The sequence below is a fragment of the Pseudomonas sp. 1176_21 genome, from assembly GCF_052850635.1.
Genome location: NZ_VXCV01000007.1, coordinates 74,684 through 93,683 on the forward strand (window position 1 = coordinate 74,684; position 19,000 = coordinate 93,683).

Here is a 19,000-nt window from a genome sequence, read left to right on the forward strand (position 1 = left end):
AATGCCGGCTCCTACAGGGTTCGATGCAGGAGCCGGCATTGCCGGCGAAGGGCCGCTGCGGTCAGCTGCGGCGTTCGACGATGTACCGCGCCAGCGCCCGCAGCGGCTCGGCCTTGTCATCGAACCCAGCCAGCGCTGCCAGCGCCTGGTCGCGCAGTTCCAGCGCGTAGGCCTTGGCGGCTTCGAGCCCCAGCAATGCCGGGTAGGTCGGCTTGTCGCGGGCGATATCTGCGCCCTGGCGCTTGCCCAGGGTCGCGGTATCGCTCTCGACATCCAGGATGTCGTCCTGCACCTGGAACGCCAGGCCGATGGCCTGGGCATACTGCTGCAAGGCCGCAAGCGTCTGGGCATCGGCCCGCGCGCTGGCCAGGGCGCCGACCTTGACGCTGGTTTCGATCAGCGCGCCGGTCTTGTGCCGGTGCATGTACTCCAGCGCGGTCTGATCGAGCTTGAGCCCCACCGAGCCCAGGTCGATGGCCTGGCCACCGACCATGCCGGCGGGGCCGGCGCCCTGGGCCACGGCCTGCACCATGGCCAGACGAATGGCATCGCTCTGCGGGCTCAGGCGCGGGTCGAGCAGGGCGCTGAAGGCCAGGCTCTGCAAGCCGTCGCCGGCCAGGATCGCGCAGGCCTCGTCGAATTTCTTGTGGGTGGTGGGCTGGCCGCGACGCAGGTCGTCGTCGTCCATCGCCGGCAGGTCGTCATGCACCAGCGAATAGGCGTGGATCAGCTCGACTGCGCAGGCGGCGCCGTCGGCATCGCTGCTGGCGCCACCCAGCGCCTCGCAGGCGGCATAGGCCAGCAGCGGGCGTACCCGCTTGCCGCCGTTCATCACGCTGTAGCGCATGGCGGCATACAGGCGCTCGAGTTCGCTCGAGGGGGCGTGGAACAGGGTTTCCAGCGCGGCATCCACCTGGGCCTGGCAACGGGCCTGGTAGGCGGCAATCATTCCGGCTGTTCCGCGTCGAACGGCTCGGCGCGCAACTCGCCGTCGCGCTCCAGCAGCACCTGGACCTTCTGCTCGGCCTGGGTCAGGGCGCTCTGGCAATCGCGGGTCAGGCCGATGCCTTGCTCGAAGGCGGTCAGCGAGTCTTCCAGCGACAGTTCGCCGTTCTCCAGGCGTTCGACCAGCGCTTGCAGGTCGGCAAGGGATTGCTCGAAGTCAATGGCAGCTTTTTTTCGGGCCATGGCGGCTGTCTCTGGTGGCGGTTTGAACGGCGCGACACTAGCAGAGCAGGGCAGGGGGAGCAAATCAGCGCCTGTGATCTTTCGTCGCATTCTGTTGCATAAATGCCGTGGGAACAGGCTTGATTTTCCTGCACCGCTTGCATTGTGGGGGCTCACTGCTGTCTGCCATAATCGCGCCCGCTCTGCGCCGCGGGTTGTATCCGGGTCAGGGTCCCCCCTTCCATGTCGCGTAATGGACTACGTTGTGAGCTTTCTTTCGATCGAGTTCGGCCTCTGCTTCACTCTGTTTTTCGCGGTCTACTGGAGCCTTTGCTGGAGCGTTCGCCTGCAGAACGTCCTGCTGCTGGCGGGCAGCTATGCGCTGGTCGCAAGCTTCAGCCTCGATTCGCTGTACATCCTGCTCGGCTACACCCTGCTGGTCTACCTGCTGGGGCTGTTCAGCGCGCGACATCCCGGACGGCGCTTCACCTACCTGATGGTGTTGCTGCTGGTGCTGGGCTGCTTCTATGTCTTCAAGTACCAGGAATTCTTCGTGGGGGGCGTGCAGGCCGCGCTGGCCGACCTGGGCCTGGACGTCTCGCTGCCGGTGCTGGAGGTGCTGCTGCCGATCGGGCTGTCGTTCTACACCTTCCATTCGGTCAGCTACCTGGTGTCGATCAACCGCGGTGAAATGGCCCCGGCCGCGCCGCTGGACCTGGCCCTGTACCTGGCCTTCTTCCCCAGCCTGGTGGCCGGCCCGGTCAACCGCGCCGCGCACATGCTGCCGCAGATTCGCCCGGCGCAGATCCGCCAGGTGCTGGAGCCGCAGCGGGCGCTGGGGCTGATTGCGCTGGCGGTGGTCAAGCTGTTCTTCTTCAGTGCCTGGCTGGGCAGCGAGTGGGTCGACCCGGTGTTCGAGACCCCAAGCGGCTTCAGCGCCGAGCAACTGCTGCTGAGCGTGTACGGTTACAGCCTGCTGATCTACCTGAACTTCAGCGGCTACACCAACCTGGTGACCGGTGTGGCGCTGCTGCTGGGCTTTCGCCTGCCGGCCAACTTCAATGCGCCCTACGCGGCCCGCAACCTCAAGGAGTTCTGGGGGCGCTGGCACATCAGCCTGTCGACCTTCATTCGCGACTACGTGTACATCCCGCTGGGCGGCAACCGCCAGGGCGTGTGGCGCGGCAACCTGAACATGCTGCTGGCGATGCTGGTTTCCGGCCTGTGGCACGGCGCGAGCCTCAACTTCATCATCTGGGGTGCGCTGCACGGCGTGGGGCTGGCGCTGTACAAGGCCTCAACCTACGTGCTGCCACAACCGATGCGCTGGCCGGGCGCGGATGTGCTGGCGCGCCTGCTGACCTTCCACTACGTCGCCTTCGCCTGGATCTTCTTTCGCTGCGCGAGCCTGGATGATGCGCTGGACATGCTCGGCGGCATCGCCGGCCTGAGCCTGGGCGGGCTGTTGAGCACCACCGGCCTGCTGTTGCTGGGCTGCGTGCTGTACATCGCGGTGTACCCGCAGGTGCTGGCGCTGCTGCGCCAGGGTTTTGCCGCCAGCAGCCGGCTGCCCTGGCAGCTCTACCCGATCCCGCTGGGGTTGTTCGTGTCGTTGGTCATCTTCGCTTCGCAATCGGGCGTGCCGGGGTTCATCTATGCAAGCTTCTAGTACCGGTCAGCTGTTCAAGACGCAAATGGGCGCGGCCAAGGTGCTGTACGCGATCCTGGTCACCACCTTGCTGCTGTTCTGGCTGAACCAGAACTCCATCAGCCTGTACTGCCAGCAGAAGTACCACCAGAGCTGCGAGCTGCCCTGGGTAGGGCAGAGCCAGGCGTGGCGCCTGGGCGGCAACCTGACCCAGGCCCTGGGGGATGCGCGCAGCAGCTTCATCGACAGCCTGGAGCGCCAGACCCTGCTGGCCCAGGCCGAGGGCGTGCCGACGGTCGAGCTGCCGCCCAGTATGCCGGTGGTGCTGGTCGACCTGGCGCAGCCCCATGCCAAGGCGCCGGCGCCTGCCAAGGTACCGGTGGTGGCGCCGACACCTGCGGCCAGGCCCCCTGCAGTGCAGCCAGCGGCAGTGCAGCCGGTTGTGGCGCAGGCGCCCGCCGCGCAACCGCTGGTGCCGGGGCAGCCGCCCAAGGCCGTGAGCCTGGCGGCTGGCGACGAAGTGTTCCTGGTGGGCGACTCGCTGATGCAGGGCGTGGCGCCGCACCTGGCCAACACCTTGCTCAAGCGCTACCAGATCAAGAGCGTCAACCTCAGCCGCCAGAGCACGGGCCTGGCGTACCCCGGTTTTTTCAACTGGCCGCAGACGGTGTCCGACACGCTGCAGAATCACCCCAACATCCGCCTGATGGTGGTGTTCCTGGGTCCGAACGACCCGTGGGACATGCCCGAGTCCAAGGGCAAGCCGTTCCTGCGTTTCAAATCGCCTGAGTGGGAGGCGCTGTACCGCAAGCGCATCGACCGGATCCTGGACGAGGCCCGCGCTCACAATGTGCAGGTGATCTGGGTCGGCCCGCCCAACATGCAAAAGCCCAAGTTGTCGACGGCCATGGCCTATCTCAGCGGGCTGTATGAAAGCCAGGCGCAGCTGTACCAGCAGCATTACGTGTCGGCCAACGGCGTGCTCGGTTACCAGGCCGACGAGTTCTCCTATACCCTGCAGAACAGCCAGGGCAAACGGGTCAAGACCCGTGTCGACGACGGCATCCACTTCACCACCACGGGCCAGAAGCTGATCGCCGAGCAGGTACTGTCGATGATCGCCTTCCCGGGCCTGACCGTAACGGGACACTGAGCATGCGCCGAGCGCACAACATCCTGGTGCTGGCGGCGCTGATCTGCGCGCTGCCGGGCTGCAGCCCGGTGGCGGCGGTCAATGCGCCGGCCGCGCGCCCCCTCGCCGTGCAGCAGAAGGCGACCGGCAGCCGTGACGGCAACCTTGCGGTGCTGGCCGGCAAGCTGCGCACCTCCAGTCGCACACCGGTCAATATCGTGCAATTCGGAGATTCGCACACTGCCGCCGACCTGTTCAGCGGCGAGATGCGTCGCCTGCTGCAGTCGCAGTACGGCGATGGCGGCATAGGCTTCGTGGCGGCGACACCGGTACCTGGCACGCGCTACGACAACCTGATCCTCAAGACGGCCAGGCGCCAGTGGGAGCTGGTGTCGGCGCGCAACCAGCAAAGCACCCAGTTCCCGCTGGGGGGCTACCTGTCGGTACCGCTGGCGGCGAACCCGAGCGTGCGCCTGGAGGCGCGCGAGCCCAGTGCCCAGCGCTACCGTATCTCGGCCCTGTACCAGGCGCGGGAGAACAGCAGCCTTACCGCCCGTGGCGGGCAGAACGCGGCGCGCCGCGTGATGCTGGCCGCAAGCAACGGGCAGTGGCGCTTCAGCCCGCCGCTCAACAGCATCAGCCTGCCGGTGGACATGAGCCTGAATGCCCACCCGGGCACGGTGCTGGGTGGCTGGTACATCCAGGGCCAGAAGAACGCCGGGGTGACCTATTCGGCCCTGGGCATCAACGGTGCGCGGCTGGAGGTGCAGGACAAATGGCAGGTTGGCTGGCAGGAAAACCTCAAGGCCCTGCGCCCGGACCTGATCATTCTGGCCTATGGCACCAACGAGGCGTTCGACAACACCCTGGACATGGTCAAGTACCGTGACCAGTTGCGCCGTACCGTGGCCCAGCTCAAGCGGGTGCAGCCACGGGCGGTGATCCTGCTGGTGGGGCCTTCGGACTCGATCAAGCAGCGTGGCGCGCGCACCTGCGCGACGCGGCGCCCGCAGTCGTTGCCGCAGGTGGTGCAGATCCAGCGCCAGGTGGCACGCCAGGCCAACGTGCTGTTCTGGGACTGGCAGGCCTACATGGGCGGGGAGTGCTCGATTGCGCGCTGGCAGGCAGAGGGGCTGGCGCGAGGCGACATGGTGCACCTGACGGCTGATGGCTATCGCAAGAGTGCGTCGGGGCTGTATGACTACCTGCGGGGGCAGTTGGGGCTGCGCTGAGGCAAAAAAAGAGGGGCTGTATCGGTGTCGGGATTGGCTTGCGGCGCCCCGGTGCATCGATAACAGCCCCCCAGCTTCGAGCCACAGGGGCGTCGAACTCAGGTGCAAGCATAGAATGGTTTTTTGGGGCCTGCTGTAGGACTTTTGGACAGATCTCGAAGGGTTCTTCGTCAGCAAGGCTGACTCCTGCCGTTTATCCCCACTCTGCAGGAGCCAGCCTTGCTGGCGAAAGCCGCGCTGTAGTCAGCCCGCCGGGGTCAGCCCCAACGCGTAATCGAGGTACCCGCGATACGCAGTTTCCCAGTCATCCTGGAAGGTGTGCCCGGCCGGGTGTTCGTGGCTTTGCACCGGGTTGCTGCCTTCGAACGCCTTCTGCGTGGTTGCGGTCAGTTCCAGGTTGCTCGAATGCTCCTTGGCGCCGTGCACGATCACGATGCGCTTGTCCTTTGCCTTCTGCACGGCGAATGGAATGCGAAAGCCGCCCGGCGACAGCAGTACTGCGCCGCTGTAATGCTGCGGGTATTCGGCGATCAGGTGCGCCGCATGTTCGGCGCCCTGGGAAAAGCCGATCAGCGCCACGTTCGAGCGGTCGATGCGGGTCTGCTTTTCCAGGGCCTTGAGCGCGGCCGCCACGGCTTTCTCGGTCGGCTCGACCGAGTGTTGCTGCCACATGAACTGGCCCTCGTCGCGCTTGAGCGTGCCGTTCACACCCACCAGTACGGCGCGTTCGCCCACCAGCTCTTCACGCATGCGAATGCCCTTGCTGCCTTCGGTGCCGTAGCCGGACAACCACACCACTACCGGCCAGCCGCCGGCAGGGGCCTTGCCTTCGGGGATGCTGAACGCCGCCGCACCGGCATCCTTGGCCTGTTTGGCGTAGTTGGCCTCGGCGCTCTGCAGCAGTTTCTTGTAGGCCGGTGCCTCCTTCATGCCCTCCAGCTCGTCGTCGTCACGCAGGATCACGGCCTGCCAGAAACCGCGCTCGCGGGCCTGGTCGAGCAGGTCGCCAGCCAGATCGAACTTCTCCATCGAGGCCAGGGCGGCGCCGGCCTGGTAGGACGCATAGGCGTTCTTCGGGTCCAGGCGTGCGGCCGTCAGGTAATAGGCCAGGGCGCCAGCCATGTTGTCGTGCTCGCTTTTCTCCTTGTCGCCGGCATCGATGAATTCCTGTGCGTCGGCATCGTTCAGGTAGAGGTTGGCCATGCCGGCCAGGCCCTGCCAGCGGCCCTTGGCAACGGCCTCGTCTTCGTCGGCGAAGCTGGCGGTGGCGGTAAGGCTCAGGGCGGTGAACAGGCTGAAGGTGGCAAAGTGCAGACGAGGAGATGTCATGAACGACAAGACCGAGAGTCCTTTTTCGGTGGAAGGGAAAGTGTGCCGGCCAATACGGCCGGGGCGCGGATTCTAGCATGGCAGCTCAGCTGCGCAGCTGGTTCCAGTCCAGTTCGAAGCGCGCCAGGTATTTGCGCAGGCGGTCGGCATCGTTGGGTTTTTCCTTGTCCTGGCGCGACACCGCAAACAGCTGGCGCCCTGCGTCGGACAGCGAGCGGGCATCGCGACACACCCGCAGCACGGCCTCCAGTTGCAGGCGGTCGAACAGGTCCAGCTCACGCCCTTCAAGCAACGGCTCGGTGGGCGCCGCAACCCCCCAGGCCCGTTGCAGCCGGGTGATCTCTTCGCTGACCAGGGGCTCGTCGATGCGTCCGCTGTCGGCCAGGGTCGCCATGCGCGTGATCGAGGCCGACAGCTCGCGAAAGTTGCCGGCCCAGCGTGCTTGCGGTGAATGGGCGAACGCCAGGTACTGGCGCTTGGCTTCAAGGTTGAAGCGCACGTTGCGGCCCTGTTCGCGGGCGTGGCGCTGCAGTTCGAAATCGATGTTCGGCTCGATGTCTTCGCGCCGCCCGGCCAGCCCCGGCAGTTCGAAGGTCCACAGGTTGATGCGCGCATACAGGTCTTCGCGAAACAGCCCTTCGGCCACCTGCTTGCGCAGGTCGCGGTGGGTGCCGGCGATCAGCTGGAAGTCGCTTTGCACCTCGTTGTCTGCGCCCATCGGGAAGAAGCGCTTCTCTTCGATGGCCTTGAGCAGCATGGCCTGTTCGTCGGCGCCCAGCTCGCCGATTTCGTCGAGAAACAGCATGCCGCCGTCGGCGGCGCGCAGCAGGCCGTCGCGGGCGTTCTGTGCACCCGTGAAGGCGCCCTTGATATGCCCGAACAGGCTCGACATGGCGCCGTCGCCGCGCAGCGTGGCGCAGTTCACTTCGACGAAGCGGCCCTCCAGCTGGTGGCGCGTGCGCTTGAGTTCATGGATGCGCCGGGCCAGGAACGACTTGCCGGCACCGGTCGGCCCCACCAGCAGCATCGGGGCGGTTGAGCGCAGGGCGACGCGCTCGATCTGCTCGATGGAGTGGTTGAACGCCACGTTGCGCGTGGCGATGCCGGCCTTGAGAAACGCCAGGCTGTGCGCCTGCTCGCGCTGAAAGCGCGAAGCGATGTGGTCATACCGCGACAGGTCGAGGTCGATCAGCGTGCTGGTGCCGGCCGGGTCACGCTCTTCTTCCTTGCCGCGCGCCGGCGAGGTCTGTACCAGCCGCGCCGGCAGGTAGCGCGCCTCGGTCAGCAGAAACCAGCAGATCTGCGCAACGTGGGTGCCGGTGGTGATGTGCACCAGGTAGTCCTCGTGCTCGGTGTCGAAGTGGTAGCTGCTGGCGAAGTCATGCAACGCGCCGTACATCTCTTCGAAATCCCACGGGTTGTGCAGTGCCAGGCGGTGCAGGCGCACCTCGGTGTGGGGCGACACGCTGAGCACATCCTCGCGCAGGCGCTCGGCCAGGCCCAGATCACGTTCGCTCTTGCCGTGAATCAGCTCCAGGCGGTCGATCGAAAGATCCGGCTGCTGGCACAGCGCGACGGTGGGCCGCCACTTGTTCCAGCGCGCGGCACCCTTTCCGTTGCGGTCGAGGGTGGTACCGATGAAGCCGATGGCAACGCTGCGCTTGTGCATGCTGTTTATCTTTTTGGATAAATGAAGAGATAAAAGTATACATAAAAGCCCTCAAGCATTTGCCCGGTGCGCAGGTTCATTTAACGAAGATTAAAATAAAATACTTATAAATCAATGAGTTGAAAATAAATTCTAGCGCTTTTACGAAACCTGGCACGCCCCTCGCAATAACTCTTTCGACCGCATCGCCAAGCAGGCCAACGGGTCGGGGTTCACAACCCCACCGGTGCACGAGCCCACCTCTGGTGTTGGTGTCGTGCATGCCGCCGCCGCAACGACCGGTCGCTGGCGCAACCCCGGATGGGGCCGCCAACGAGCCTAGAACTCGTTACATACCCTCCACGGTAGCTGTACCCGTAACACCCGCCGGTGAGGCGAGGGCAACGCACTTGCAGCCAGGATGGCTGACTGTCGCGAAGGACGCCCCCGCCACCGCTGGTACGCCCGGCCTGCTGGCCGGGCCCGGGGCAAGGCGCAACGTCGGACCGAAGGACTCGGTCGGCAAAGGACTCTGATGTCCCGGCGCGTGCACCTCCCCCCGGGCCCCACCTGCAGCGCTCGGCGTACCGGCAGCACCGGCACCACGGAATTCATTGAAAGGGAAATACAGAATGAAACTGCTCAAGCGCTTCATCGTGAAAAAGAACGAACGCGGCCTGCTGTTCTGCGAGGGCGACTTCGTGTCGATCCTGGAACCGGGCGTGCATCAGCGCCTTGACCTGCATAACCGGCTGACGGTGGAAACCTTCAGCCTCAACACCCCGCGCTTCGAGCACCGCCTGGCCGGCTACCTGCGCCAGAGCGAGCCGGCGGTGGTGGATCAGTACTTCGAGCGCATGGACCTGGCCGAACACGAAGTGGGCCTGCGTTTCGAGGATGGCGCACTGGCGGAACTGCTGCCACCGGGCAGCCGCCAGTTGTACTGGAAGGGCCAGAGCGCGCAGACCCTGCAGCGCATCGACCTGACCCACAGCTATCGCCTGGAGCCGACCCTGCTCGGCCAGCTCGGCCAGCCCAAGCTGCGCGGTCGCACCCTGGCCGGGCTGGATGCGGTGCTGCTGGCGCCGGTGCCGGCCTTCCATGTGGGCGTGCTCAAGGTCGATGGCGCAGTGGTCGAGCTGCTGCCGGCCGGTCAGTACGGCTTCTGGCGCTTCAACCGCCAGGTGAGCGTCGACATGGTCGACATGCGCATCCAGTCGCTGGAGGTCAGCGGCCAGGAGATCCTCACCCGCGACAAGGTCAGCCTGCGCCTGAACCTGGCGGCCAACTGGCGCTACAGCGACGTGCTGATGGCTTTCGCCAGCCTCAGCAAACCGCTGGAGCACCTGTACCGCGAGGTGCAGTTCGGCCTGCGTGCGGCCGTGGGCACGCGTACCCTCGACGAGCTGCTGGAGAACAAGCAACTGATCGACGACACCGTCAGCCAGTACCTGGCCGAGAAACTGGTGGGCAGCGGCATCGAGGTCAGCGGCCTGGGAGTGCGCGACATCATTCTGCCGGGTGAAATGAAGACCCTGCTGGCGCAGGTGGTGGAGGCGGAGAAGGCGGCCCAGGCCAACGTGATCCGGCGCCGCGAGGAAACCTCGGCGACCCGTTCGCTGCTCAACACCGCCAAGGTCATGGAAGACAACCCGACGGCCCTGCGCCTGAAGGAGCTGGAAACCCTGGAGCGGGTGGCCGAGCGCATCGACCGGATTTCGGTATTCGGCGGGCTGGATCAGGTGTTGAATGGGCTGGTCAGCCTGAAAACCGCATGACACCTGCCAGGCCTTCGGGCCTGGCGGGCTACAAGGACAATTGAGATGAAACACATGAACATCCTCGAAGTGGCCAACGGCAAACCGATCAAGCTCTGGACCCAGGGCGTGCCGGTGGACGAGGACGCACGCCAGCAACTGATGAACACCGCGCGCCTGCCGTTCATCTTCAAGCACCTGGCCGTGATGCCCGATGTGCACGTGGGCAAGGGCTCGACCATTGGCAGCGTGATCCCTACCCTGGGCGCGATCATCCCGGCGGCGGTGGGCGTGGACATCGGCTGCGGCATGATCGCGGCGCGCACCTCGCTGGTGGCGGCCGACTTGCCCGACAACCTGCAAGGGCTGCGCAGCGCCATCGAGAAGGCAGTGCCCCACGGCAAGACCTTCGGCCGGCGCGATCAGGGCGCGTGGAACCACGTACCGACCGTCGCCGATCAGGCGTGGTCGGCCCTGGCCGGGCGTTTCAAGGCGATCACCGACAAGTACCCGCAACTGCAGAAGACCAACAATCGCCAGCACCTGGGCACCCTGGGCGGCGGCAACCACTTCATCGAGGTGTGCCTGGATGAGGCCGACCGCGTGTGGTTCATGCTGCACAGCGGCTCGCGGGGCGTGGGCAATGCCATCGGCAACCTGTTCATCGAGCTGGCCAAGGCCGACATGCGCCAGCACATCGCCAACCTGCCGGACAAGGAACTGGCGTACTTCGAGGAAGGCAGCCGCCATTTCGACGACTACGTCCAGGCGGTGGAGTGGGCCCAGGACTTTGCCCGGCAGAACCGTGCGCTGATGATGCACGCGGTGATCGAGGCAACGCGCCAGGTCATCCGCAAGCCGTTCGAGGCCAACCTGCAGGGGGTCAACTGCCACCACAACTACGTGCAGAAAGAGCAGCACTTCGGCCAGGAGATCCTGGTGACGCGCAAGGGCGCGGTGTCGGCACAGAAGGGCCAGTTGGGGATCATTCCGGGCTCGATGGGCGCCAAGAGTTTCATCGTGCGCGGCCTGGGCAACGAGGAATCGTTCTGCTCCTGCAGCCACGGTGCCGGGCGGGTCATGAGCCGTACCCGGGCCAAACAGGCCTTCACCCTTGAGGACCAGGTGCGCGCCACCGCGCATGTGGAGTGCCGCAAGGACAAGGACGTGATCGACGAGATCCCGATGGCCTACAAGGACATCGATGCGGTGATGGCGGCGCAGCGCGAGCTGGTGGAAGTGGTGCACACGTTGCGTCAGGTGGTGTGTGTGAAAGGCTGATGGCCTCTTCGCCGGCCGTGCCGGCGAAGGGGTACAACGAGGATTCGAACATGAACATGGAAGACCGTCACCCCCTGCCCAGTGCGATGCGCAGCTGGGTACTCGAAGAACTGCAACGCATCGAGCGCGAGCATGACGTGCGCGTGCTCTACGCCTGCGAATCCGGCAGCCGCGCCTGGGGTTTTGCCTCCACCGACAGCGACTTCGACGTGCGCTTCATCTACGTGCACCGCCAGGACTGGTACCTGCGCATCGACGAGCCACGCGACGTGATCGAGCGCCCGCTCACCGACGAACTCGACATCAGTGGCTGGGAGCTGCGCAAGACCCTGCGCCTGCTGCGCAATGCCAACCCGACCCTGCTCGAATGGCTCGACTCGCCGCTGGTGTACCGCGCCGAGCCGGGGGCGCTGCAAGCCTTGCGCGGCCTGGCCAGGCAGTTCCATTCGCCGCAGGCGGCGTTTCACCACTACCTGTCGATGGCTACCAAGAACTTTCGCATCTACCTGCAGGGCGAAGAGGTGCGCCTGAAGAAGTACCTCTACGTATTGCGCCCGTTGCTGGCGGTGCGCTGGATCGAACAGGGCCTGGGCATGCCGCCCACCGCGTTCGCCCAACTGGTGGAGGCGACCCTGCACGACCCGCTGCTGCTGGCCGACCTGGACGAGCTGCTTCGCGTCAAACGCATCGCCAGCGAAGCCGATTACGGGCCTCGCCGCGTACTGCTGCACCAGTTCATTGAGAGCGAGCTGGCACGAGGGGGAGCCGCCCCGGCACTGCCCAGGCCCCACGGCGATGTAAAACTGCTCGACGACTATTTGCGTGATACTGTGCGCCGTTTTTCATAGGAGCCTGTATGAACAAGGATGTCGACGCATGCTGAACCTGCGGCTGGCGCAACGCTGGGAGCGCCTGGGCAATCGCGATACCGAGGTGGGCCTGATGCTGCTGTTCGCCCTGCTGGCCGCGCTGTTTGCCTGGGGCGCCTATGTCATGGCCTATCCGGAGCATGGCTGTGTGCGCATGGGCAAGGGCAACAGCGGCCCCCTGGAGTGCAACCCGCGCCAGTTGCTCAACAATGCTGTCGGGCTGCTGTTGATCGGCGTCTGCTGCGCAAGCCCCATCTTCTACATCCTGTGGCACTGGATCAAAGACATGGCGCGGCCATTGACGCTGGAAGAGGAATAGCTCGATGACCGACAGCAAATACGAACGCCTGCCCCACGCCGGTGACTTCGAGCGGGTGGCCGGCACCGAGATCGTCTACCTCTCGCCCCTGCCGATCCCCACCGGCATGCCGGCCTACAGCAGCCGCAACCTGCACCGCGAATCCAACGAGGTGTACCTGGACTTTGCCATCGGCCAGGGCAACTTCGAGTTCATGGCGCGCTGCGGCATCGCCTCGGTGATGGGCGTGGTTACCTGCTTCATGCTCACTGCCTTGCTCGGCTCCTGGGCACGCCGCCATGTGGAGCCGTTCTGGAGCACCTTCTCCGACTTCATGGCCAACGGGTTCATCTGGGGCTTCATCGCCTGCCTGTCGTTGCTGTATGCGGGGATGTTCTGGCGGGTGATGCGCGAGGTGACGATTCACCCGCCGATACGCTTCAACCGCCAGCGCCGCGAGGTGGCGTTCGTGCCCACTCGGGGCGCGGCGCCGATCTTCGTGCCGTGGGAGTCGGTGATCGCCTGCGTCAGCGCGGGGCGCACCGTCACCGAGTACGCCGTGCTGCCCGCCTTCAACCTGATGTTCTGCCTGCGTCAGGCCGACACCGGCAATGTGCTGTGGATCAACGTGCCCAGCGGCCACCTGGGCGCGGCGATTGCCGAATGGGAAGCGATCCGGGTGTACATGGAAGAGGGCCCGGCGAGCCTGCCGCCAGCGCCCGATGAAGAGTTCGAGGAGGGCACCGTGGCGTTCTTCCACATGGCCCGCCAGGGCTATCGCGACAACTTCCCGTGGTGGCAGCACTGGTTTGGCTTTCTGTTTGTGCAGGCCTTCGGCGGCTGGACCTTGCCGTGCCATATCTCGCACTGGGTCAACAACCGGCCCAAGGCGGGCATACCTCCTGAGGTGAAGGCGTGGTCGACGCCGCTGCCGGCTGAACAGCATGCCAGGCCCAGCGCCGAACTGCTGGCGCAGAGCGAAGAGGTGCGCAGTACCTTGCGTCGTGGCCAGACCCTGCTCGACTACTTCAATGTGAAGTTTGGCGACCCGGCTGAACCGGCAGCCGAGGCGGCCTCAGGTTCAGCGCCAGCACGCTGATCAGCACCAACGGCCCGCCCAGCATCACCGAAGCCGAGGGCCGCTCGCCCAGCAGCGCTGCGGCGATCAGCATGGCGAAGGCGGGTATCAGGTACAGCGCCAGGGTCACCCGGGTGACCTCGCAGTGGCGCAGTACCCAGGCCCAGGCCAGGTAGGCCAGCGCGCTGGGGAATACCCCCAGCACCAGCACCGCAGTGTTGGCCTGGGACGGCGCGTGGCCCAGGTCGTCGAGCAGCCCCGGCAGGTACACCATCAGCAATGCAGTGCCCGACCATACGGTGTAGCAGGTGATGGTCAGCGCGTCGTAGCGGTGGCCGTGGTGTTTCTGCAGGGCGAAATAGATGCTCCACGACAATGCCGCCACCAGAATCAGCAACCCGTGCGGGTCGAACTGGCCGAGCCCGCGATCGCCGGCCACCACGATCGCCGCGCCGGCCATGCCCAGCAGCAGGCAGCCCCAATGCCAGGCCCCGGCCACCTGCTTGAACACCCAGTGCGCGATCAGCAGGCTGAACAGCGGCGTGGACTGCGCCAGCACACTGGCCGCCCCGGCGCTGACCCCGCGTTGGCCGTAGTTGATGGCCACATGGTGCAGGCTGACCGCGAACAGGCCAAGCAACAGCAGGGTGGGCACGTCCCTGAGCCGGGGCAGGGCGATGCCGCGCAGCAGCGCGATGACCGCCATGAACAGCGACGCCACGATAAAGCGCGCCAGCGCCAGGTGCGTGGGCCCATAGCCCTGCAAGCCCAGGCGGATGCCGGTGGGCGAGTAGGCCCAGCACAGCAGCACGAAGAGTACGGCGCAGGCAATTTTCAGTGAGCTGGGGCGGGTCATGGGGTGGGCTTCCGAAGGGCGGGTGCGCTCAGTATCGGAACGCCTACTGCTCACTACAATCGACTTATACTGAGCCAATCGTTCACTTTGGGTGATGTATGGAGCTGATGCAGATCCGCATGTTCAAGACCGTCCACGACACCGGCAGCATTGCCCGTGCGGCCGAGGTGCTGCACTACGTGCCGTCCAACATCACGGCGCGGATCAAGGCGCTGGAGGCCGAGCTGGGCGTGCCGTTGTTCCATCGCCGCGGGCGCGGGCTGGTGATCAGTCCGGCGGGGGAAACCTTCTTGCCCTATGCCACGCAGATGCTGGCCCTGGCCGAGGCCTCCAGACAGGCGCTGGCGCCGTCCGCCAAACCATCCGGACGCTTGCGCATCGGCGCCATCGAGTCCTCGGCCAGCGGGCGCCTGCCGCGGTTTCTGGCGCAGTACCATGCGCGCTATCCCGAGGTGACGCTGGAGCTGAGCACCGGCACCTGGTCGCAGATGCTCGACGATGTGCTCAACCACCGTCTCGATGGTGCGATCGTGGCGGTGGATGTCGAGCGCCCGCACCTGCGCCGCACCCTGATGTACCAGGAAGACCTGCTGCTGATCGGCGCACCGTCACTGGGGCCGCTGCGCAGCGCCGCGGACCTGGTGGGCAAGGCCGTGTTCATGTGGCCTGAAGGCTGTCCGTATCGGGCGGCACTGGAGCACTGGCTGCAGGCCCAGGGGCACAAGCTGCCCATCGTGGGCATCGGCAGCTACGGTGCGATAGTCAGCTGCGTCAGCGCCGGCACCGGGGTGTCACTGGTGCCGCGCGGCATCTACGAGCAGTACCGCCAGGGCGCAGGGTGGATCGGGCACGAGTTCGCCGACCTGAAGGCGGTCGACAACCTGTTCTACTGGCACGAGGGGGCGGGGCGACATCCGGCGCGGGAGGCATTCGTGCAGATGCTGCGCGATGGCCTGGCAGGGAATGTGCAAGTGGATTCGCTCAGCACCGCTGACGCCGCGGGTACGTAGAACCTGGCGTCGGATCATGGCATGATGCCATTACTTTTTATATTGATATTCACTCGATGAGCGCCCCGTCTGTGTCAACGATGTCCTTGCTGGTGTGCGATGACTCCATGGTGGCCCGCAAGCAGGTCCTGCGCGCGCTGCCCGCCAACTGGCCGGTAACGGTTACCGAGGCCAGCGACGGGCGCCAGGCCATGGACGCCATACGCCGCGGCCTGGGCCAGGTGGTGCTGCTGGACCTGACCATGCCCACCATGGATGGCTACCAGGTGCTGGCTGCGCTGCGTGACGAAGGCCTGAGTCCCAAGGTCATCGTGATCTCGGGCGATGTGCAGGAAGAGGCCGTGCGCCGGGTGCTGGACCTGGGCGCGCTGGCGTTTCTGAAAAAACCCTTCGACCAGGACGAGCTGCGCCGCCTGCTGGCCCAGCTGGGGCTGTTGGGTGAGCGCTCGGCGACACCGCTGGCCGGCGCGGCGACTGCCGTCATCGGCTTTCGCGAGGTGTTCAGCGAAACGGTCAACGTCGCCATCGGCCGCGCCGCAGCCCTGATCGCCAAGGTGCTGGGCGTGTTCGTGCAGTTGCCGGTGCCCAGCGTCAACCTCTTCGAGGTGGGCGAGTTGCACATGGCGCTGGCCGACGCGGGCAGCAGCCAGCGGCTCACGGCAATCTGCCAGGGCTTCATCGGCAGTGGCATCGCCGGCGAGGCCCTGCTGATGTTCCACGATTCGGAAATCGCCGACATGGCCAAGCTGATGCGCCACCAGAGCATCGAGTATTCCGACATGGAGCTGTTGCTGGACTTCTCCAGCGTATTGATCGGTGCGTGCCTGAGCAGCATTGCCGAGCAGATCGACGTGGTGTTCTCCCAGGGCCACCCGCAGATCCTCGGACAGCACGGCACCATCGACGAGCTTATCCAGGTCAACGGCCAACGCTGGCAGAAAACCCTGGCGGTCGAGATCAGCTACAGCCTGGAAGGGCACGATATCCGTTTCGACCTGCTGTTGCTGTTCACCGAAGACTCCATCGAGCGCTTGACCCATAAACTTGCCTACCTGATGAACTGAGCCCATGCGCGATCCTATCGACCTGAAGGAATTTCACTGGCTGCTGAGCATCGTGCAGAGCATCGATGTGGGCGTGGTGGTGCTCGACCGCGAACATCGGGTGCAGGTGTGGAACACCTTCATGGAAAACCGCTCGGGGGTGCAGCCCAGGGATGCCTACAACCAGTGCTTCTTCAGCCTGTTCCCCGAGGTCGACCGGCAATGGTTCAGCCACAAGGTGGACAGCGTCGCGACCCTGGGCACCCCGGCTTTCACCATCTGGGAGCAGCGCCCATATCTGGTGCGGTTCAAGAACTACCAGCCGATCACCGGCCAGGTGGATTTCATGTACCAGAACACCACGCTGCTGCCGTTGCGCTCCACCGACAGCGAGATCCGCCAGATCTGCCTGGTGATCTACGACGTGACCGATGTGGCCACCAACCGCCACCAGTTGCAGGCCGCCAACGCGCAGTTGCAGAAGCTGTCCAGCACCGATTGCCTGACCGGGCTGTACAACCGCGGGCATTGGGAGGAGTGCCTGCAACTGGCGCATGCGCGCAATCAGCGCTATGGCAATGCCACCAGCCTGGTGATGTTCGACATCGACCATTTCAAGCGAGTCAACGACACCTATGGTCACCCGGCGGGCGATGCCGTCATTCGCCAGGTGGCCAGGGTGGTTCGCGAGCAGATCCGTGACAGCGACGTGGCCGGCCGTTACGGTGGCGAAGAGTTCGGCGTGGTGCTGACGGACACCGACAAGGCCGGCGCGCTGATCTTTGCCGAGCGCCTGCGCAAGGCGGTCGAACGCCTGAGCGTCAGCCATGAGGGGCAGGACATCCGTTTCACCATCAGCCTGGGCGTGGCCGATCTGAGCCATCCCTCCAGCAGCCACGCCGAACTGATCGCCTGGGCCGACCATGCGCTGTACCTGTCCAAGCACGGCGGGCGCAACCGGGTGACGGTGCATGAACCCGCGGTGGTGACCGGCTAGCTCACCTCAAGGCGCAGGAGCAGGCCTGATATTTCAGTTGATAATCATTCGCAATTGAATGCAGAATAGCGGCCCTCCCAACCCGCTCCTGCCTTCAATGGTCGTCGCCGTGTCCTGCCCCAGCGATAAACTCCAGTTGTACCTTTCCCACCGTGCTGCGCTGGTCGACTATTCGGCACCCATCGTCGGCTGCCGTGCGCAGGCCGAGGACGTGGTGCAGGAGGCCTGGCTGCGTTTCTGCGGGCAGGCCGACGCCGGTGCGCAGTTGGGCAACCCGGTGGGGTACCTGTACCGCATCGTGCGCAACCTGTCGTTCGACCTGCTGCGCCGCACGACCCTGGAAAACCGCCAGCCCGATGGCGGCGAACGGCTCGATGAGCTGCCGTCGAGCGCACCGTCGCCGGAGCACCAGGCCCTGCACCGCGATCAGTTGCGTGTGCTGCAGGACGCCCTGGCGCTGCTGCCGGAGCGGGCGCGGCAGGCCTTTCACATGCACCGCTTGCAGCACATGACTTTTCAGGAAATTGCCGCCCGCTTGAATATTTCGACTAGTCTGGCGCACCAACTGGTGCGTGACGCACTGACCCACTGTGCGGAGCATCTGGCCGATGACTGATACCACCCCGTCTTGCCGAACGCCCGGCTCGCTGAAGGACGACCCGGTGTGGCAGGCCGCCATGGACTGGCTGCTGCAATGCAATGCCGAACCGGACAACGTGCTGCTGCACCAGGCCCATGCGCGCTGGCTGGCCGCTGACGAACGCCATGCGGCGGCCTGGCGCAAGGTGCAAAAGGTCTGGATGCTGAGCGCCGGCATCGACCCGCTGGAGCCACCAACGGCGCACCAGGTGCCCGCCGCACCGCGCATGGCAGGCCGCCGGCGCAGTTGGCCACGCCGGGCGCTGGCGGCGAGCGCGCTGGCGGCCTGCGTGCTGTTGCTGGTGGGGCGTGCACCGCCGGCCGACTACAGCAGCACGGCGGGCGAGCACCGGCAGGTGCGCCTGAGCGACGGCAGCCACATCGAACTGGGCAGCGACAGCGCCATCCGCGTGGCGTTCGAGCCGGGTGCGCGTGCGGTCACGCTGCTCAAGGGCCAGGCATTCTTCGAGGTCAGCCATGACGCCGCGCGGCCCTTCACGGTGCAGGCCGAAGACGTGAAGGTGACCGTCACCGGCACGGCGTTCGATGTGGACCTGAGCCGCAGCGCGGTGTCGGTAGCAGTGCAGAGCGGCTCGGTGCAGGTGCGTGACAGGCGCGGCGAACTGGCAGTGCCGGCGCTGGGTGCGGGCGACAGTCTGCGCGTGGGGCTGAACCAGGGCCCGGCGCAGCGCAGCCGGGTGCAGCTGGAGCAGGTTGCGGCATGGCGCCAATGGCAGTTGCTGGTCAACGACCGTCCATTGGCCGAAGTCATCGAACAACTGCGTGCGTATTACCCCGGCGTGTTGCTGCTGCAGGACCGTGCCCTGGGCCAGCGGCGCATCACCGCGTCGCTGAACCTGCGGTCGCCAGGTAGCGCGCTGCAACTGGCCATCGCTCCGCTGGGCGGGCAGCTGACGCAATGGGGGCCGTACATTACGGTCATCCGTGAGCGCGCTTCGCCGCCTGGGAAAAAATAAATTCACGAAGTTCTGGAAATTCCCCATCGCCGTTCGTTT

18 protein-coding genes are annotated in these 19,000 nt (G+C 65.5%); 13 read left to right on the forward strand and 5 right to left on the reverse strand.

Annotated elements, in window-relative coordinates; all coding sequences use genetic code 11:
- Positions 1 to 61 precede the first annotated feature (61 nt).
- The gene (gene ispA, locus FW760_RS17435) at positions 62 to 949 is read right to left on the reverse strand and encodes a (2E,6E)-farnesyl diphosphate synthase (RefSeq protein ID WP_043861885.1); all 888 of its coding nucleotides are present in this window, start codon (positions 947 to 949) and stop codon (positions 62 to 64) included.
- Entirely contained in the window at positions 946 to 1,188 is a 243-nt protein-coding gene (locus FW760_RS17440; protein ID WP_043861884.1) for an exodeoxyribonuclease VII small subunit, read from the reverse strand. The genes ispA and FW760_RS17440 overlap by 4 nt, the downstream gene beginning before the upstream one ends.
- A 244-nt stretch (positions 1,189 to 1,432) precedes the next feature.
- Here FW760_RS17440 and FW760_RS17445 point away from each other — a divergent pair, with 244 nt between their 5' ends.
- The 3 genes from FW760_RS17445 to FW760_RS17455 are packed head-to-tail and all read left to right on the forward strand — an operon-like array spanning position 1,433 to position 5,179.
- Complete coding sequence (locus FW760_RS17445) at positions 1,433 to 2,836, forward strand: MBOAT family O-acyltransferase (protein ID WP_238596467.1); 1,404 nt, start codon at positions 1,433 to 1,435, stop codon at positions 2,834 to 2,836.
- Positions 2,823 to 3,968 (forward strand): SGNH/GDSL hydrolase family protein, encoded by a 1,146-nt coding sequence (locus FW760_RS17450; protein WP_446443900.1) that lies wholly within the window; start codon positions 2,823 to 2,825, stop codon positions 3,966 to 3,968. The genes FW760_RS17445 and FW760_RS17450 overlap by 14 nt, the downstream gene beginning before the upstream one ends.
- Before the next feature lie 2 nt (positions 3,969 to 3,970).
- Positions 3,971 to 5,179 (forward strand): SGNH/GDSL hydrolase family protein, encoded by a 1,209-nt coding sequence (locus tag FW760_RS17455; RefSeq protein WP_116052318.1) that lies wholly within the window; start codon positions 3,971 to 3,973, stop codon positions 5,177 to 5,179.
- 243 nt (positions 5,180 to 5,422) lie between these two features.
- Here the strand turns inward: FW760_RS17455 and FW760_RS17460 are convergent, their stop codons facing one another.
- Both FW760_RS17460 and rtcR read right to left on the reverse strand, forming a co-directional pair.
- The gene (locus tag FW760_RS17460) at positions 5,423 to 6,508 is read right to left on the reverse strand and encodes a dienelactone hydrolase family protein (protein ID WP_116055249.1); all 1,086 of its coding nucleotides are present in this window, start codon (positions 6,506 to 6,508) and stop codon (positions 5,423 to 5,425) included.
- 85 nt (positions 6,509 to 6,593) lie between these two features.
- A complete protein-coding gene (rtcR, locus tag FW760_RS17465; protein ID WP_043861879.1) occupies positions 6,594 to 8,177 on the reverse strand; it encodes an RNA repair transcriptional activator RtcR in 1,584 nt (527 codons plus the stop codon).
- A 611-nt stretch (positions 8,178 to 8,788) separates the two neighbouring features.
- Here rtcR and FW760_RS17470 point away from each other — a divergent pair.
- From FW760_RS17470 to FW760_RS17490, 5 genes are read left to right on the forward strand one after another with little or no spacing between them, the layout of a single operon-like run.
- Positions 8,789 to 9,934: a slipin family protein gene (locus FW760_RS17470; RefSeq protein WP_058541911.1), complete on the forward strand. Its 1,146-nt coding sequence runs from the start codon at positions 8,789 to 8,791 to the stop codon at positions 9,932 to 9,934.
- A gap of 45 nt (positions 9,935 to 9,979) precedes the next feature.
- Complete coding sequence (locus FW760_RS17475; RefSeq protein WP_088514360.1) at positions 9,980 to 11,194, forward strand: RtcB family protein; 1,215 nt, start codon at positions 9,980 to 9,982, stop codon at positions 11,192 to 11,194.
- A gap of 50 nt (positions 11,195 to 11,244) precedes the next feature.
- Positions 11,245 to 12,042, forward strand: coding sequence for a nucleotidyltransferase domain-containing protein (locus FW760_RS17480; RefSeq protein ID WP_043861877.1), 798 nt, complete (start codon positions 11,245 to 11,247; stop codon positions 12,040 to 12,042).
- 28 nt (positions 12,043 to 12,070) lie between these two features.
- Positions 12,071 to 12,382, forward strand: a complete 312-nt coding sequence (locus FW760_RS17485) for a hypothetical protein (protein WP_043861876.1) — start codon at positions 12,071 to 12,073, stop codon at positions 12,380 to 12,382.
- 4 nt (positions 12,383 to 12,386) lie between these two features.
- Complete coding sequence (locus FW760_RS17490; protein WP_058541910.1) at positions 12,387 to 13,460, forward strand: DUF6708 domain-containing protein; 1,074 nt, start codon at positions 12,387 to 12,389, stop codon at positions 13,458 to 13,460.
- Here FW760_RS17490 and FW760_RS17495 read toward each other — a convergent pair.
- Positions 13,390 to 14,295, reverse strand: coding sequence for a DMT family transporter (locus tag FW760_RS17495; protein WP_116052315.1), 906 nt, complete (start codon positions 14,293 to 14,295; stop codon positions 13,390 to 13,392). The genes FW760_RS17490 and FW760_RS17495 overlap by 71 nt on opposite strands.
- Before the next feature lie 98 nt (positions 14,296 to 14,393).
- Here FW760_RS17495 and FW760_RS17500 point away from each other — a divergent pair, with 98 nt between their 5' ends.
- From FW760_RS17500 to FW760_RS17520, 5 genes are all read left to right on the forward strand, one after another.
- Positions 14,394 to 15,305, forward strand: a complete 912-nt coding sequence (locus FW760_RS17500) for a LysR family transcriptional regulator (protein ID WP_054916414.1) — start codon at positions 14,394 to 14,396, stop codon at positions 15,303 to 15,305.
- A gap of 56 nt (positions 15,306 to 15,361) precedes the next feature.
- Positions 15,362 to 16,369, forward strand: coding sequence for a response regulator (locus FW760_RS17505; RefSeq protein WP_043861873.1), 1,008 nt, complete (start codon positions 15,362 to 15,364; stop codon positions 16,367 to 16,369).
- Positions 16,370 to 16,373: 4 nt separating this feature from the next.
- Positions 16,374 to 17,345, forward strand: coding sequence for a sensor domain-containing diguanylate cyclase (locus FW760_RS17510; RefSeq protein WP_116052314.1), 972 nt, complete (start codon positions 16,374 to 16,376; stop codon positions 17,343 to 17,345).
- Positions 17,346 to 17,442: 97 nt separating this feature from the next.
- The gene (locus tag FW760_RS17515; protein ID WP_043861871.1) at positions 17,443 to 17,961 is read left to right on the forward strand and encodes a sigma-70 family RNA polymerase sigma factor; all 519 of its coding nucleotides are present in this window, start codon (positions 17,443 to 17,445) and stop codon (positions 17,959 to 17,961) included.
- Entirely contained in the window at positions 17,954 to 18,961 is a 1,008-nt protein-coding gene (locus FW760_RS17520; RefSeq protein ID WP_446443901.1) for a FecR family protein, read from the forward strand. Before FW760_RS17515 ends, FW760_RS17520 begins: the two co-directional genes overlap by 8 nt.
- Positions 18,962 to 19,000: the final 39 nt, after the last annotated feature.

Bases quoted from the DNA above. Each gene is read 5' to 3' on its own strand.
- ispA (WP_043861885.1), bottom strand. From the start codon at position 949: ATGATTGCCGCCTACCAGGCCCGTTGCCAGGCCCAGGTGGATGCCGCG.
- FW760_RS17440 (WP_043861884.1), bottom strand. From the start codon at position 1,188: ATGGCCCGAAAAAAAGCTGCCATTGACTTCGAGCAATCCCTTGCCGAC.
- FW760_RS17450 (WP_446443900.1), top strand. From the start codon at position 2,823: ATGCAAGCTTCTAGTACCGGTCAGCTGTTCAAGACGCAAATGGGCGCG.
- FW760_RS17455 (WP_116052318.1), top strand. From the start codon at position 3,971: ATGCGCCGAGCGCACAACATCCTGGTGCTGGCGGCGCTGATCTGCGCG.
- FW760_RS17460 (WP_116055249.1), bottom strand. From the start codon at position 6,508: ATGACATCTCCTCGTCTGCACTTTGCCACCTTCAGCCTGTTCACCGCC.
- rtcR (WP_043861879.1), bottom strand. From the start codon at position 8,177: ATGCACAAGCGCAGCGTTGCCATCGGCTTCATCGGTACCACCCTCGAC.
- FW760_RS17470 (WP_058541911.1), top strand. From the start codon at position 8,789: ATGAAACTGCTCAAGCGCTTCATCGTGAAAAAGAACGAACGCGGCCTG.
- FW760_RS17475 (WP_088514360.1), top strand. From the start codon at position 9,980: ATGAAACACATGAACATCCTCGAAGTGGCCAACGGCAAACCGATCAAG.
- FW760_RS17480 (WP_043861877.1), top strand. From the start codon at position 11,245: ATGAACATGGAAGACCGTCACCCCCTGCCCAGTGCGATGCGCAGCTGG.
- FW760_RS17485 (WP_043861876.1), top strand. From the start codon at position 12,071: ATGCTGAACCTGCGGCTGGCGCAACGCTGGGAGCGCCTGGGCAATCGC.
- FW760_RS17490 (WP_058541910.1), top strand. From the start codon at position 12,387: ATGACCGACAGCAAATACGAACGCCTGCCCCACGCCGGTGACTTCGAG.
- FW760_RS17495 (WP_116052315.1), bottom strand. From the start codon at position 14,295: ATGACCCGCCCCAGCTCACTGAAAATTGCCTGCGCCGTACTCTTCGTG.
- FW760_RS17500 (WP_054916414.1), top strand. From the start codon at position 14,394: ATGGAGCTGATGCAGATCCGCATGTTCAAGACCGTCCACGACACCGGC.
- FW760_RS17505 (WP_043861873.1), top strand. From the start codon at position 15,362: ATGAGCGCCCCGTCTGTGTCAACGATGTCCTTGCTGGTGTGCGATGAC.
- FW760_RS17510 (WP_116052314.1), top strand. From the start codon at position 16,374: ATGCGCGATCCTATCGACCTGAAGGAATTTCACTGGCTGCTGAGCATC.
- FW760_RS17515 (WP_043861871.1), top strand. From the start codon at position 17,443: ATGGTCGTCGCCGTGTCCTGCCCCAGCGATAAACTCCAGTTGTACCTT.
- FW760_RS17520 (WP_446443901.1), top strand. From the start codon at position 17,954: ATGACTGATACCACCCCGTCTTGCCGAACGCCCGGCTCGCTGAAGGAC.